Below are 15,264 nucleotides of genomic sequence, written 5' to 3' on the forward strand. Positions count from 1 at the left end.
ACATCGCCCTGATCTTCACCAGCGCCCCTGCGGATTCCTTCATCAAGGATTCGTACTCGGAGTCCGTCAACCTGTCGGAAGTTCGTGGGGTATCGGGTTTCGGACTCGGTGAGAGCGTCGAAACCGTCTCCGGTGGCAGCAATGAAGTCCGGTTCAAGATCGCCATGCTTTTCGCGAAGGGCGGACAGGGTCTCTGGGCGCTAAGCCAAGGTGGCGCTATGTTGCTTTCCTGTCAACGCGACCGCGCTGATCACTACACCGCCGCCGGCCTCGATGTGGCTGGCAAGTGCGGCAAACGTGCCCCCCCTGCGTCAAGGTATCATCGAGGATCAGGTATTCCTGACCGGCCTCGACCTGACCCGCAAACTCGGGGATCGCGAGGATTCGGTCGAGCCCGGACCGTTTGGCTCGGCCTGGTGCATTGCGCTGACCGATCTTCACCGAAACTTCGAGGCCCAGCTTGCGCGCAAGAACCGCCGCCGCAGCCCCCCAGTTGCCATTCCCGCCCCCATCCGGTTCTATGCCCGCCGAGATACCCCGGAGGCCCCGTTGAACCAGCAAGCGCTTTCATCCTTTCTGTGGTCCGTCGCGGACCTGCTGCGGGGCGATTACAAGCAGGCGGATTATGGCAAGGTCATCCTGCCCTTCACGGTCCTGCGGCGCCTTGATTGCGTGCTGGCCCCGACCAAGAAAGCCGTGCAGGACGAATATGCCCTGCGCACCGCCCAGGGCGTTCCGGCCGATCCGTTCCTGCGACGCAAGGCGGGGGCGGCGTTCTACAACACCTCTTCGCTCGACCTGACCGGCCTTGTCGGCGATCAGGACAACATCAGCTCGAACCTTTACGCCTATATCCAGGCTTTCTCGCCCGAGGTCCGCGACATTTTCGAGCGGTTCGAGTTCGCCGCCCAGATCGACCGGCTGCACAAGGCGGGCCTGCTCTATCAGGTGACCGAAAAGTTCGCCCGCGCCGATCTGCACCCCGACCGCGTCGACAATCACCAGATGGGCCTTGTGTTCGAAGAGCTGATCCGCCGCTTCGCGGAACTGTCGAACGAAACCGCCGGGGAACATTTCACCCCGCGCGAGGTGATCCGCCTGATGGTCCACCTGTTGTTCGTCGAGGATGACGGCACCCTGTCGGGCCGCGCGGTCCGCACGATCTACGATCCGACGGCGGGCACCGGCGGGATGCTGTCCATCGCCGGCGAATATCTGACCGAGCACAACCCTGGCGCCGAGCTGGTGATGTTCGGGCAAGAGCTGAACCCCGAATCCTACGCAATCTGCAAGGCGGACATGCTGATCAAGGGGCAGGACGTGTCGAACATCGCCTTCGGCAACACCCTGTCCGAAGACGGCCATCCGGGGAAACACTTCGACTATATGCTCTCCAACCCGCCCTTTGGCGTCGAATGGAAGAAGGTCGAAAAGACCGTGCGCGAGGAACACGAGCGCCGCGGCCATGCCGGACGGTTCGGCCCCGGCCTGCCGCGCGTCTCGGATGGCTCGCTGCTGTTCCTGCTGCACCTTTTGTCCAAGATGCGGCCGGCGCGCGACGGGGGCAGCCGCTTTGCCATCGTCCTCAACGGCTCACCGCTGTTCACCGGGGGCGCAGGGTCGGGCGAGTCAGAGATCCGCCGCCATGTGCTGGAAAACGATCTGGTCGAGGCGATCATCGCCTTGCCGACCGACATGTTCTACAACACCGGCATTGCGACCTATGTCTGGGTGCTGACCAACCGCAAGCCCGCCCACCGCAAGGGGCTGGTCCAGCTGATCGACGGGTCGTCCTTCTGGCAAAAGATGCGCAAGTCGCTGGGGTCAAAACGCAAGGAGATCCCGGATGAAGGCATTGCCACGCTGACGCAACTGTTCGGCCGGGCAACCCCGGCGGAACTGGCCCGCGTGCTGGACGCGGGGGGCAAGGAACTGTCGCGCCATGTGCTGTTCCCCGGGGATACGGCCCCCGAACCGCCCGAGGGGGGCCAGGTCAAGCGCGCGCCCCTGTCCCGACTGATGCGGAATGAAGATTTCGGCTACAGGCAGATCACCGTCGAACGCCCGCAGCGCGATGCGGCGGGCCGTGTTGTGCTGGGCGCCAAGGGCAAGCAGAAGGGCAAGCCGCAGCCAGATACCGGGCTGCGCGATACCGAAACCGTGCCGCTGTCCGAGGAGATCGAGGCCTATTTCGCGCGCGAGGTGCTGCCCCATGCCCCCGATGCCTGGGTCGACCATGACAAGACCAAGGTGGGGTACGAGATTCCCTTCAGCCGCCACTTCTATGTGTTCGAACCGCCCCGCCCGCTGGAGGCCATCGACGCCGACCTTGCGCAGGTGACCGCGCGGATTCAGGCGATGCTGGCGGGGCTGACAGCATGATGCGGCGCTATCCGGCCTATCGGGACTCGGGCGTGGACTGGCTGGGGGAGGTTCCGGACGGGTGGGAGGTGAGGCCATTCCGACAACTCATTTCACGCATCGAATCCGGAACAAGCGTGAATGCCGTCGATGCGCCCGCGCTTGATGGAGAGATTGCGGTTCTCAAGACAAGTTGCGTATACGCTGGGGCATTCGATCCGAACGAAAACAAGGTTGTTGTACCTGACGAGATTGATCGGGTGGCTTGTCCGCTGCGCCCCGACTCGCTGATTGTTAGCCGAATGAACACTCCAGATCTTGTTGGCGCGGCGGGTCATGTAACCGAAGCATTGCCAAACATCTTCCTGCCAGACCGGCTTTGGCAGATCACATTCAAAGGCTTGATGACGCGCTTCGCCTACTTTTTCACGCTGTCGCCGTTGTATCGGGATCAAGTGCGGATTGCGTGCGCTGGTACAAGCTCCAGTATGCAGAATCTCGCCCAAGACGACTTCAAGTCGTTCCTGACTCCCCTCCCACCCCTCACCGAACAAACCGCCATCGCGGCGTTTCTGGATCGGGAGACGGGCAAGATTGATGCGCTGGTGGCCGAGCAGCGGCGGTTGATCGAGTTGTTGCGCGAAAAGCGGCAGGCCACCATCAGCCACGCCGTCACCCGAGGCCTTAACCCCGCCGCCCCCCTGAAACCCTCGGGCGTGGACTGGCTGGGTGATGTGCCGGAGGGGTGGGCGGTGGTGCGGTTGCGGAACGTAATCAAAGCGATCGAGTCTGGAACCAGCGTCAACGCAATCGATGTTCCCGCATCAGAATCCGAACTTGGCGTGCTGAAGACAAGTGCGGTCTACACCGGTAGGTTCGATCCTAGGGAGAACAAGGCAATCGTTCCCGCCGAGTATGATCGTGTGACCTGTCCCGTGGCACAGGGCGCGCTGATCGTAAGCAGAATGAATACGCCCGATCTTGTAGGGGCCGCCGGATATGTCGTTGAAGCACCGCACAATATCTACTTGCCCGACAGGCTTTGGCAGGTGAGTTTTCACAATGCCAATGCGCAGTTTGTTCATCTCTGGACTCAGTCAAATTTCTATCGAGACCAAGTCCGAATGGCTTGTGCTGGCACCAGTTCGAGCATGCAGAACCTTGCGCAAGATGATTTCAAGTCGTTCGTATTTGCGTTGCCGCCTATGAATGAACAGGATGCAATCATCGCCGCTACCCACTCGTTCGATTCTCAGTTCGACTCCCTCATCACCACCGCCGAATCCGCCATTTCCCTCCTTCTCGAACGCCGTGCCGCGTTGATCTCGGCAGCGGTGACCGGCAAGATCGACGTACGCGAAGCGGAGGCCGCATGAGCGAAGCCGACGATCCGGGCCATATGCAACGGCTGATCCGCGAATTGCGGCATCTGCCCGGGGAAACCCCATGGGCAGAGTTCAAGGAGAACAACGCCGATCCGCAGATGATCGGCGATACCATCGCCGCCCTGTCGAATGCCGCCGCGCTGAACGGCAAGGAAACCGCCTATATGGTCTGGGGCATTGCCGATGACACCCATGATGTGACCGGCACAGATTTCCTGCCCGCCACCGCCCGCAAGGGCAACCAGGAGCTTGAAAGCTGGCTGGTGCAGATGCTGTCGCCCCGGCTGCACATCCGGTTTCATGTCGATGCGGTCGGGGGCAAGCGCGTCGTGGTGCTGGAAATTCCCGCCGCGCGCGACCGGCCCACGGCCTTTGCCGGCCGCGAACTGGTGCGCGTCGGGTCGGTGCGGCGCGCCCTGACGGATAACCCCGAGATGGAACGCGCGTTGTGGCGTTGCTTTGAGCGGACACCGTTCGAGCGTCAGATTGCCGTGACCGATCTCGACGGGGCCGAGGTGCTGCGGCGGCTGGATTATCCGGGCCTGTTCGAGCGGCTTGGCCGCGACCTGCCAACCGATCAGCCTGCCATCCTGTCCGCCCTGGCCGCCGAAGACCTGATCCGCCGCAACGATGCCGGGCGTTGGGACATCACCAATCTGGGCGCCATCCTGATTGCGCGTGACCTGACGCACTTCCCGACCGTGGCGCGCAAGGCGCTCCGGCTGATCATCTATGGTGGCAAGAACCGGATCAGCACCGAACGCGAACAGGAAGGCCGCAAGGGCTATGCCATCGGGTTCGAAGGTCTGATGGGGTTTCTGCTGGCGCGGCTTCCACGAAACGAGGTGATCGGCGCGGCAACGCGGCGCGATGTGCCGATGTATCCAGACCTCGCCATTCGGGAGTTGATCGCGAATGCGCTGATCCATCAGGATTTCACCATGACCGGGACGGGGCCGATGGTCGAGGTGTTTTCGGACCGGATCGAGGTGACTAATCCCGGTGCGCCCTTGGGCGACGTTCAAAGGTTGCTGGACCAGCCGCCCCGCTCGCGCAACGAGGCGCTGGCCGCATTCATGCGGCGGATCGGTCTGTGCGAGGAACGCGGAAGCGGCGTTGACAAGGTGGTGTTCGAGACCGAACGCTATCAGCTTCCACCACCGCAATGGGCTTCGGTGGATGGCTTTTCGCGGGCGATCCTCTTTGCGCACAAGGAATTGCGTGAGATGGACAAGGATGAACGCATCCACGCCTGCTATCTGCACGCCTGCCTGAAGCGCGAACAGCGGGAACTGATGACCAACGCATCGCTGCGTGAGCGGTTCGGCATCGAGGAGCATAACGCTTCGACTGCATCACGATTGATCCGCGAGGCCCTTGATGCCGGTGTGATCAAGCCTTTCGATCCGGAGCAGGGCAAGCGCAATGCGCGCTACCTGCCGTTCTGGGCATGAGTTTGTTTGATGGTTGTTTGATAGATCAAGCGGGGATCGGGATGAGTTTCAGTGATTTTCATATTTTCCAAATAGTTACGATCAGCTGTTTGTTTGATGGTCATTTGATGGACAAGGCAGCGCAGACATGACCCTGCACCGCGAGATAGCCTTTGAAGCCGATGTCTGCGCGCGGATGGCTGCGGCGGGCTGGCTGTATGAAGAGGGCGATGCGGCGCGGTATGATGTGGCACGGGCGCTGTTTCCGGCCGATGTGGTGGCATGGGTGCAGGCCAGCCAGCCCAAGGCGTGGGACACGCTGAGCAAGAATCACGGCGCGGCGGCCGAGGCCATCTTGCTGGATCGGATCCGCAAGCAGCTTGACGACCGCGGCACGCTGGAGGTGCTGCGCCGGGGCGTCGAGATGATCGGGCTCCGCGCGCCGCTTGCCCTGGCGCAGTTCCGGCCAGCGATGGGGATGAACGCCGATCTTCTGGCGCTTTACCGGGCCAACAGGCTGCGCATGGTGCGGCAGGTGCGCTATTCGCGGGTTTCCGGCAACAGTCTCGATCTGGTGCTGTTCCTGAACGGCTTGCCGGTCGCAACCGCCGAGTTGAAGACCGATTTTACCCAAGGGGTGCAGGATGCAGTCGATCAGTATCGCTTTGACCGCCTGCCCGCGCCGCGCGGTCAGGGAGCCGAGCCGCTGTTGTCGTTTCCCGGTGGGGCGCTGGTGCATTTCGCGGTCAGCGATTCCGAAGTGATGATGACCACCCGGCTGGACGGCGCGGCGACACGGTTCCTGCCGTTCAACCGGGGCGATGGCGGCGGCAAGGGCAATCCGGTCAATCCCGGCGGCCACCGCACGGCCTATCTGTGGGACGGGATCTGGCAACCCGACAGCCTGCTCGACATCCTTGGCCGGTTCATAGTGCCGGTGCGCGATGGCAAGAAGAAGCTGATCGGCAGCATCTTCCCGCGCTTTCACCAGCTCGATGCGGTGCGTGCCCTGCGAGCCGCCGTTCTGGCCGAAGGGCCAGGCGGGCGCTATCTGATCCAGCATTCGGCAGGGTCGGGCAAGACGAACTCTATCGCATGGGCGGCCCATATGCTGGCCGACCTGCACAACGACAGCAACGCAAAGCTGTTCGATTCCGTGCTGGTCGTCTCGGATCGCAACGTGATCGACGCGCAGTTGCAGGATGCGATCTTTGCCTTCGAGCGGACAACCGGCGTGGTCGCCAGCGTTTCGGGCGAAGGCGGATCGAAAAGCAAGCAGTTGGCCGAAGTACTGGCTGGGGGCAAGAAGATCGTCGTCTGCACGATCCAGACCTTTCCCTTTGCCATGGCGGCGGTGCAGGAATTGGCCGCAACGCAAGGCAAGCGCTTTGCGGTCATCGCCGATGAGGCGCATTCCAGCCAGACCGGACAGGCCGCCGCTGAGCTGAAGAAAGTTCTGTCCGCCGAAGACCTTGCGGCATTGGAAGACGGCGGCGAGGTCGCGAGCGAGGATATGCTCGCCGCCCAGATGACCGCACGGGCGGGGGCGCGCGGCATCACCTATGTCGCCTTTACCGCCACGCCCAAGGCCAAGACGCTGGAGCTGTTCGGGCGCCGGCCAAACCCTGATCTGCCGGCCAGCGCGACCAACCTGCCGCAGCCCTTCCACATCTATTCGATGCGGCAGGCCATCGAGGAAGGCTTCATCCTTGATGTCTTGCGCAACTACACGCCCTACAGCCTTGCCTTCAAACTCGCTGGCGAGGGCAAGGAGATCGACGAGGCCGAGGTTGAACGCAGCGCCGCGCTCAAGGCGTTGATGCGCTGGGTGCGGCTGCACCCCTACAATATCGCGCAGAAGGTTCAGATCGTCGTCGAGCACTACCGCGCCATGGTCCAGCCCCTGCTGGACGGCAAGGCCAAGGCGATGGTCGTCGTTGGCAGCCGGATCGAGGCGGTGCGCTGGAAACTGGCCATCGACAGCTATATCCGCGCCAAGGGCTATGATCTGGGCACGCTGGTCGCGTTTTCGGGCGAGGTCAAAGACTCCGCAAGCGGCAGCGATCCGTTCACCGAGACCAGCGCCCAGCTCAACCCCGCACTGGCCGGGCGCGACATCCGCGATGCCTTTGCTTTGCCCGATCAGCATATCCTGCTGGTGGCAAACAAGTTCCAGACCGGCTTTGACCAACCGCTTCTGTGCGGCATGTATGTCGACCGGCGGCTTGCAGGCATTCAGGCGGTGCAAACGCTGTCGCGGCTGAACCGGGCCTATCAGGCAGGCGGCGTGGTCAAGGACACCACCTATGTGCTGGACTTCGTGAACAGCGCCGAAGAGGTTCTGGCCGCCTTCCGCACCTATTACCAGACCGCGACATTGGCCGATGTCACCGATCCGAACCTTGTGTTCGATCTGCGCGCCAAGCTCGATGCGCAGGGCCATTACGACGAGTACGAGATCGACCGCGTGGTTCGGATCGAACTCAACCCCAAGGCCAGCCATGCCGATCTGGTCGCCGCCATATCGCCTGTGGCCGACCGGCTGCTCAAGGCATGGCAGGCGGCATCCGAGGCGCTGAAGGCCGCGCAGGGCACCGACCGCGCCAAGGAGGCCCAGCAGGCGCGCGATCAGCTGGACGCGTTGACCCTGTTCCGCGCCGACATGGCGACCTTTCTGCGCGCCTACAGCTTCCTGTCGCAGATCTTCGATTACGGCAACACCGCCATCGAGGCGCGGGCGATCTTCTATCGCCGGCTGCTGCCGCTCCTGGAGTTTGGCCGCGAACGGACCGCAGTCGATACATCCAAGATCGTGCTGACCCACCACCGCCTGACCTCGAAAGGCCGACAGACCCTTGGGCTTTCTGGCGAGGCAGAGCCACTGAAACCGATGACCGAGGCGGGCAGCGGCGGGGTGCAGGACAAGGACAAGGCCCTGCTTGCCGAAATCCTGACCCGGGTGAATGATCTGTTTCAAGGCGATCTGACCGACGACGACCGGCTGATCTATGTGAACGGCGTGATCCGGGGGAAGCTGCTGGAAAACGACACGCTGGTCCAGCAATCCGGCCACAACTCGAAACAGCAGTTCTCCAGTTCACCTTCGCTGCGGCAGGCGGTCGTCGATGCGATTATCGACGCTTTCGATGCCCATACCGCCATGAGCAAACAGGCCCTCGATTCCCCGAAAATCCGCGAAGGCCTCATCGACGTGCTGCTCGGCCCGGGCCAGCTTTACGAAGCCCTGCGGCAGAAGGGAGGGTTCAGGGAACAGGCGGGGCGGTAGGAGGAGGGGCCGGGGGGGGATTTTAGACCCAGAACTGGCTTCAAAAAATTCGCCGTCCATGGCCGCGCTCGGCCATCTGACAAATACAGTTGCGAGTATAATAACCAAACTTGGTACCGGCTGCGGTGCGGGCGGAGAGCCAAGCCAAGCGCTCAATCTAACCCATCGTCCGTCGAACCAGAGGGCTGGACGTGCAGCAACTCGTTCCGGGGATGGGCGCGCAGGTGCTGGGCCAGTTCATCCAGAAAGATCCGCCCTGCAAGCTGTAATGAACGCCGGGTGCGATAGATCGCATGGATCGAGAAGGTCGGAGGGCGCCAACCGGGGAGCACGCGGCGCAGGCGGCCGGTCGCCAGATCCTCGATCACCAGCGACAAGGGCAGCCGGGCCATACCCAATCCGGCACAAGCTGCCTTGTGAACAATCTTGAGGTTGTTCGTCACCATGACCGTCCGCACGCCCACCTCGGACACCTCGCCTCGATCCGATACGAAGCCCCAGACCGAGCGGCGTTCCTCATCCAGCCAGCCGATTCCGGGAAGATCGATCAGATCGTTCGGATCGTGAATCGCAGGCGCCGAAGTGAACCATCCGGGGCTGGCGACCAGCGCATATTCCGTGCGCTGCAGAATGCGCGCGATCATGTCGGTATCGGGCAGTTCCTGCCGCGAGGCGATCAGGGCGATGTCATAGGCATCCATATTCGCCGGTTTGGTGCCATCGGTAGTGTCCAGCGTGATCACCACCTGCGGATTGCGCTTGGAAAAGCCGATACAAAAATCCGCAATGGCGGCTTCCGTCAGCAGCGTCGGACTGGCGATGCGCAGAGCGCCAGTGGGCTTTGACAGGCTTTCCTGAATGATCCGCAGCGCCGTTTCCCCTTCGGCCCGGATCATCTCGCCCCGCCGGGCAAGATCCAGCCCGATGGGGGTGGGGGTGAAATGGCGCGACGAGCGGTCGATCAATCTGACGGCCAGCCGCTTTTCCAGTTCGTCAATGCGGCGACTGAGTCGTGATTTCGGAATGCCGGTGCGGGTGCTGGCCCGGCTGTAGCTGCCAGCCTCGATGACCTGGGACAGCAGGACGAGATCGTCATGCATGGCGATTGCCCATCGTTGCGAATACAGGATTGAACGTCCGTTTTTCGCAACGCTCTGTCAAGGCCGCGACCTACTCTGCCGCAGGCCTGCCGGGTAGCCACGGTTAATTGTTGTTTTGAAAACAAATTTTTTCATCTTCAGTCGTGGAACGGCCAACACATGGCAGGGCCTGCGGCGAGGCCGCAGCCTGTCCTGAGCCCGGATCATCGAAAATCCGGCTTTACATCTGACCGGCCTGACATACGCTTTTCCCAAGATCACGACATTCAACGGCGTTTCAGACGAACCCGCGCACCCCATGGTTCTGGGGGCGCTGGCCGGTTGCACGCTGTCCTCATTCAAGCCCCGCGCCGAAGGAGCATCGCATGGACCCGATCATCCGCTTTTCCGAAGTAGGCCTGCGCCTTGGCGGAATGCGTATCTACGACGAGATCACCTTTGACGTGGCGCCCGGCGAGTTTCTGTGCCTGCTTGGCCCGTCGGGATGCGGCAAATCTACAGCCCTGCGGCTGATGGGCGATCTGCTGCCGGTGCAAGATGGCACGATCCTGGTGGATGGCAAACGCCCGTCAGAGGCGGCAGACCGACTGGCCTATGTATTCCAGCAACCTCGTTTGCTGCCCTGGCGCAGCGCCTTGCAGAATGCTGCCTTCGGTATCGAGATGCGTGACCCCTCGGTGCCGCGCGCCGAACGCGAGGCACTCGCAAGGACGCAACTCGAGCGGGTCGGGCTGGGCCATGACATGGACAAGATGCCATTGATGCTGTCGGGGGGCGAACGCCAGCGCGTGGCCATCGCCCGCGCCCTGGCGCTGGACCCGGAAATCATCCTGATGGACGAGCCATTTTCGGCGCTGGATCCCAACACCCGCACCCGGCTGCGCGACCAGATGATCGAACTTTGGCAGCAGTCGGGCAAGACGGTGATCTTTGTCACGCATGACATGGACGAGGCGCTCTATCTGGCGGATCGCATCGTCGTCTTTTCCGGCAAGCCTTCGCGCGTTGCCTCGGTGATCGAGGTGGCCGAGCCGCGCCCGCGCGACATCCTGCGCGATCCGGCGCTGCTGGAAAAACGCGACGAGCTGCTGCGGCTGTTCGCCGGGATCTGACATCCAACCACAATCAACCAGCAGGAGAGACCATGTTCAGATTTGCCACTGCTGCGCTGTTCGCGCTGGCCACTGCCGGAGCCGCCTATGCCCAGCAGAAGACCATCACCTTCTCGCATCTGGCGAACCCCAGCCACGAGGCGGCACTGTATGCGATCAAGAAGGGGATCGTGAGTTCCGACAAGATCAAGGTCGAGGTGACGCCGCTGGACATTGCCGCCCTGCAGCAGGCAATTGCCGCACGCACTTTCGACGTGGTCGAAGGCGCCGCCATGGCGATTCCGCGCGCCAATGCGCGGGGCCTGCCGCTGGAGATCATCGGCATCGCGCAGCGCAGCCATGAAGAGGGGCTGGGATCCAGCGTCTGGGTCAAGGCCGACAGTCCGATCCAGAACATCGCCGATCTCACAGGCAAGAAGCTGGGTGGCTATACGCTGTCCAGTGCGGGCATGACGCTGAACCGCATCGCGCTGAACCAGGCTTACGGGCTGAATGTTTCCACCAAGGGCGGCGATCTGACCTTTGTCGAGTTGCCGGAATCGGCGCTGGCGGCGGCACTGGCGGCGGGGAATGTCGATGCCTCGGTGCTGATTCATGCGCAGGCCTATCAGGCGATGAAAAGCGGCGAGTTCCGCGCCATCGCCCAATTGGGTCGCGACATGACCGACAAGTTCGGCCTGCGGCTGGTGACCTCGGTTCTGGTGGGCTACGGCGACAAGCTGGAGGCCGATCCCGAAAGCTACCGCGAGTTCCTGCGCATGTTCCGCGAGTCGGTCGATTATGCCCTGTCACATCAGGACGAGGTGTTTACTGCCGTCGGCAAGGAACAGAACATCGACCCCGAGTTCTTTACCCTGTGGTTCAACAAGTTCACCACCATTCCGGTCTATATCAGCCAGAACGACCTAGATGCCATCGACATGCTCTGGACCCAGGCGACGGCACTTGGCGTGCTGAATGTGCCGCATGGCACCGCGCTTGAAGCGACCTGGGACGGGGCGATTTTTGACGGGGTCGAAGGCAAGTGATCACGACGGCCGACCTTGCCTTGAGGATCGAGGCCGACCGGGCGCGCAAGCGCGCCCGGAGCCGGCAGGTCTGGGTGGCCAACCTGATCGCAATTGCGGTTCTGGGCGCGTGGTGGTTCTGGTCATTGTTCGTGCCGGCGTATCAGATGCCCGGCCCGCAACTGGTGGCCTGGCGCATGGTCGATCTGGTGATCGACGGGCAGGAGCGGGTGCAACTGCTCTGGTCGCTGGTCCATGTCATGTCCGCGATCGCCATCTCCTTCGTCATCGGTTTTGCGCTGGCGCTGGCCTCAAACACGCTCTGGCCGGTGCGCGGCTTTATCGACGACCGGCTGACCCCCTTTCTGAACGCCTTTTCCGGCATCGGCTGGCTGTTCATGGCGATGATGTGGTTCGGTGTGACGCATTTCACCGTGATCTTCTCGGTGACGCTGATCCTGATCCCGTTCGCGGTGATCAACATCCGCACTGGCCTGGACGAACTGGACCACGAGATCGGAGAGCTTGGCCGCAGCCTGACCCGCAATCCGCTGCGGATCTTCCTGCGGATCACGGTGCCGATGCTGGTGCCCTATCTGTTCGCCACGCTGCGCACCTCGTTCGGGGTTGCATGGAAGGTGGTGCTGACGGCCGAGTTGTTCGGCGGCAATGCCGGGGTCGGCTATCTGCTGAACTCGGCGCGGCAAGAGTTCGACACCGAGACGATCTTTGCCGTCATCTGCTTCATCATCCTGTTCGTCTACCTGTCCGAAGTCGTGATCTTCGCCCCCATCCAGCGCAGCCTGAAACGGAGGTTCGCCCGTGAATAAGGTGATGTTGACCCGCAGCCAGGGATTGGTCCAACGTACGATCACCGAAGGCGGTGTCGTTGTGGCGCTGTTGGCCTGGTGGCTGTTTTCCAAGGATGTTCCGGCCTTCATCATGCCGACGCCACAGGCGGCGCTGACGAAAATGCTGGAGTTCTTCCATGATCCGGCGCTGATGCGCCACGCCGGCATCAGTTTTCTGCGGGTGGGGCTGGCGGTCGGTCTGGCAACGGTGATCGCCCTGGCGGTCGGCCTGCTGAACCGCGCCTTTCCGGTGCTGGAAGAAGCGGTAGAACGCCGCCTGCTGACCTTTCTCAACAGCTTTCCTTCGGTTGGCTGGGCCATTCTGGCGGTGATCTGGTTCCAGATTTCCAGCGGCACGGTGATCTTCATCCAGGTGATGATCGTGCTGCCCTTCTGCCTGATCAACGTGCTGGAAGGGTTGCGCCAGCTGGACCCGGAGCTGGTCGAGATGGGGCGGTCGCTGACGCGCTCGCGCCGGCGGCTGTTCCTGCGGCTGGTGCTGCCCCTGACAATGCCATTCCTGATCGCTGGCCTGAGGGTTGCCTATGGCATCGCGTGGAAGGTCGCGCTGGTGTCCGAGCTGTTCGGGGCACCTTCGGGGCTGGGCTACCTGCTGATGCAGGCGCAGGTGCGCGCCGATGGCACGCTGGTCTTTGCCTGCTGTCTGATCATCGTGCTGATCTTCAGTCTGGTGGATCAGCTTGTGCTGCGGCCACTGGCCCGGCGCTTTTCCGTCCAAAGGGCGGTCTGAACCGGCATTCCCATGCCGATCCGCCCGGCCACGCTGTGGCCGGGACAGGGAACTTATGTTGTCCATGAAAGGGGCTATGCATGACCGCAGCTCATATCATCCTGCACAACGGCCGCATCGTGACGGTCGATGACACCTTCAGCATTGCCGAGGCGGTTTCCATCCGCGACGGTCGGTTCGACCGTGTCGGCACCAGCGCCGAGTTGCTGGCAACCGCCGGTCCCGGAACCGAGGTGATCGACCTTGGCGGCCGGACGGCGGTGCCCGGCCTGTTCGACAGCCACCTGCACCTTTACATGACCGCACTCGAGGCGCCACGGGTGCCACTGATCGACTGCCGTTCCATTGCCGATGTGCAGGCGGCCATTGCCGAACGCGCAGGGATCACTCCCAAGGGGGAATGGATCATCGCGCGCATGGGCTGGCATGAAAGCCTGCTCAGGGAAAACCGCCTTCCCACCCGTGACGAGTTGGACGCCGCCGCGCCCGACCATCCCGTATTCGTGCCGCGCGGCGGCCATGTCGGCAGCGGCAATTCGCGGGCGCTGCAACTGGCCGGCGTGTCGGACGATACAGTCGATCCGTCTGGCGGGCTGATCGTGCGCGAGGTCGGCTCTCGCCGACCGACCGGGCTCTTGCTGGAATCCGCCGTGTACATGATCCGCAAGGTGTTGCCCCCGCCGCCCCCGCCTGCGCAAGAACAGGCGTTGCTGAAAGACGCCATGCAGCTGTTGAACAGCTATGGAATCGTGGCGACGATGGATCCGGGGCTGAACAAGCACCAGATCGCGCTTTACGAACGGCTGCGCGCGGCCGGCGAGGTGACGGTGCGCACCGACTTGATGTATCGCGGCTACAATCTGGAAGACGCCAGGGTTGGCGCCGCCATCACCGATTTCACCGATGACGATCTGCTGCGCTATGTCGGGGTCAAGTTCATGCTGGATGGCGGGGTCGAGGGGGCCCTGCACTATGACCCCTACCGGATCGTGCCGGGGGAACAGAACAATCCCGAATATCGCGGCCTGTCGCTGTTGCCGGCCGGGGGCGAGGCCGAGTTCATCGAGGCGCTGAAAGTCGTCGCCCGCGCCGGATTGCAGGTCCAGACCCATGGTGTCGGGGATCATTGCATTGATACCATCGTGCGTTGCTATCTGGCCGCCGCCGAGGATACCCCGATCCGCGATCTGCGCTGGACGGTGATGCACCTGCACAACCCGCGCGAAGAGGTGTTCGCCAAGATCCGCGAGGGCGGCATTCTGGTCACCGCCCAGGATCAAAGCGTGCTGCTGGGCGCGAACAAGGTCAAATGGTGGGGCCGCCCGCGGGCAGAATGGTCCACCCCGCTGCGCCGGATGATCGACGAAGGGCTGCTTGTCGGCGGTGGCACCGATGCGCCGATCCTGCCGATCGACCCGTTCATCTGCATGTGGTGGATGGTTACGCGCAAGACCTTGCAAGGCGATTGCCTTGGCCCCGATCAGGCGATCACCCCGCGCGAGGCGCTGGAACTGTACACCATCAACAACGCGCGGATCATGGGCGTCGCGGACCGCCGCGGCTCGGTCGAGCCGGGCAAGCTGGCCGATCTGGCTGTGCTTAGCCAGGACATCCTGTCGGTCGCCCCCGACGCCATTCGCGACACCCGTGCGCTGATGACCCTGTTGGGCGGCAAGATCGTGCACCGTGATCCGGCTATGGCCTGAACGCTAGCCCCGGCGGTCAACGACGGCCGGGGCTAATTTCACCGGCGCTCTTGTAGCTATAGCGACAAAGAAGGTGAACGGGCCTTCGACGCTTTTCCTGTATGCGGATCACCAGACCGGCGCCGCGTCAAATAACGGCCACGCCGAAGAAGATTTACAAGCCGGTAGTGTCGCAACCTCTCGGCCTTTCATTGAACCTGTTTCAACCTGCCCGATCCGCCAGGATCATTGTGCCCCGCTCAGATCATCAGCGCGCCGCCGTTGATGTCGAT

The 15,264-nt window shown here is 62.6% G+C and carries 10 protein-coding genes; 9 read left to right on the forward strand and 1 reads right to left on the reverse strand.

Annotated features, from left to right (window positions below; translation table 11 throughout):
* Nucleotides 1-297: 297 nt before the first annotated feature.
* From G481_RS0115720 to G481_RS0115735, 4 genes are all read left to right on the forward strand, one after another.
* The gene (locus tag G481_RS0115720; RefSeq protein WP_245594985.1) at nucleotides 298-2,382 is read left to right on the forward strand and encodes a type I restriction-modification system subunit M; all 2,085 of its coding nucleotides are present in this window, start codon (nucleotides 298-300) and stop codon (nucleotides 2,380-2,382) included.
* Nucleotides 2,379-3,737 (forward strand): restriction endonuclease subunit S, encoded by a 1,359-nt coding sequence (locus G481_RS0115725; RefSeq protein WP_028030884.1) that lies wholly within the window; start codon nucleotides 2,379-2,381, stop codon nucleotides 3,735-3,737. Before G481_RS0115720 ends, G481_RS0115725 begins: the two co-directional genes overlap by 4 nt.
* Nucleotides 3,734-5,200 carry an ATP-binding protein gene (locus G481_RS0115730; protein WP_028030885.1) on the forward strand — a complete coding sequence of 489 codons (1,467 nt, stop codon included), beginning with the start codon at nucleotides 3,734-3,736 and terminating at the stop codon, nucleotides 5,198-5,200. Before G481_RS0115725 ends, G481_RS0115730 begins: the two co-directional genes overlap by 4 nt.
* Before the next feature lie 127 nt (nucleotides 5,201-5,327).
* Nucleotides 5,328-8,465 (forward strand): type I restriction endonuclease subunit R, encoded by a 3,138-nt coding sequence (locus G481_RS0115735; protein ID WP_028030886.1) that lies wholly within the window; start codon nucleotides 5,328-5,330, stop codon nucleotides 8,463-8,465.
* Nucleotides 8,466-8,617: 152 nt separating this feature from the next.
* Here G481_RS0115735 and G481_RS24085 read toward each other — a convergent pair whose 3' ends face one another.
* Nucleotides 8,618-9,565, reverse strand: coding sequence for a LysR substrate-binding domain-containing protein (locus tag G481_RS24085; RefSeq protein ID WP_051294578.1), 948 nt, complete (start codon nucleotides 9,563-9,565; stop codon nucleotides 8,618-8,620).
* A gap of 365 nt (nucleotides 9,566-9,930) precedes the next feature.
* Between G481_RS24085 and G481_RS0115745 the strand changes: the two genes are divergently transcribed.
* The 5 genes from G481_RS0115745 to G481_RS0115770 all read left to right on the forward strand — a co-directional run bounded on the left by G481_RS0115745 (nucleotide 9,931) and on the right by G481_RS0115770 (nucleotide 14,992).
* Complete coding sequence (locus tag G481_RS0115745) at nucleotides 9,931-10,677, forward strand: ABC transporter ATP-binding protein (RefSeq protein ID WP_035026364.1); 747 nt, start codon at nucleotides 9,931-9,933, stop codon at nucleotides 10,675-10,677.
* Between the two features lie 32 nt (nucleotides 10,678-10,709).
* Entirely contained in the window at nucleotides 10,710-11,705 is a 996-nt protein-coding gene (locus G481_RS0115750) for an ABC transporter substrate-binding protein (protein WP_028030888.1), read from the forward strand.
* Complete coding sequence (locus G481_RS0115755) at nucleotides 11,702-12,514, forward strand: ABC transporter permease (RefSeq protein WP_028030889.1); 813 nt, start codon at nucleotides 11,702-11,704, stop codon at nucleotides 12,512-12,514. The genes G481_RS0115750 and G481_RS0115755 overlap by 4 nt, the downstream gene beginning before the upstream one ends.
* 25 nt (nucleotides 12,515-12,539) lie before the next feature.
* Nucleotides 12,540-13,286 carry an ABC transporter permease gene (locus tag G481_RS0115760; RefSeq protein ID WP_161630535.1) on the forward strand — a complete coding sequence of 249 codons (747 nt, stop codon included), beginning with the start codon at nucleotides 12,540-12,542 and terminating at the stop codon, nucleotides 13,284-13,286.
* 80 nt (nucleotides 13,287-13,366) lie between these two features.
* Nucleotides 13,367-14,992 carry an amidohydrolase gene (locus tag G481_RS0115770; protein ID WP_051294579.1) on the forward strand — a complete coding sequence of 542 codons (1,626 nt, stop codon included), beginning with the start codon at nucleotides 13,367-13,369 and terminating at the stop codon, nucleotides 14,990-14,992.
* The last annotated feature ends 272 nt before the right edge of the window (nucleotides 14,993-15,264 follow it).

It is taken from the genome of Gemmobacter nectariphilus DSM 15620 (assembly GCF_000429765.1).
Classification (GTDB): domain Bacteria; phylum Pseudomonadota; class Alphaproteobacteria; order Rhodobacterales; family Rhodobacteraceae; genus Wagnerdoeblera; species Wagnerdoeblera nectariphila.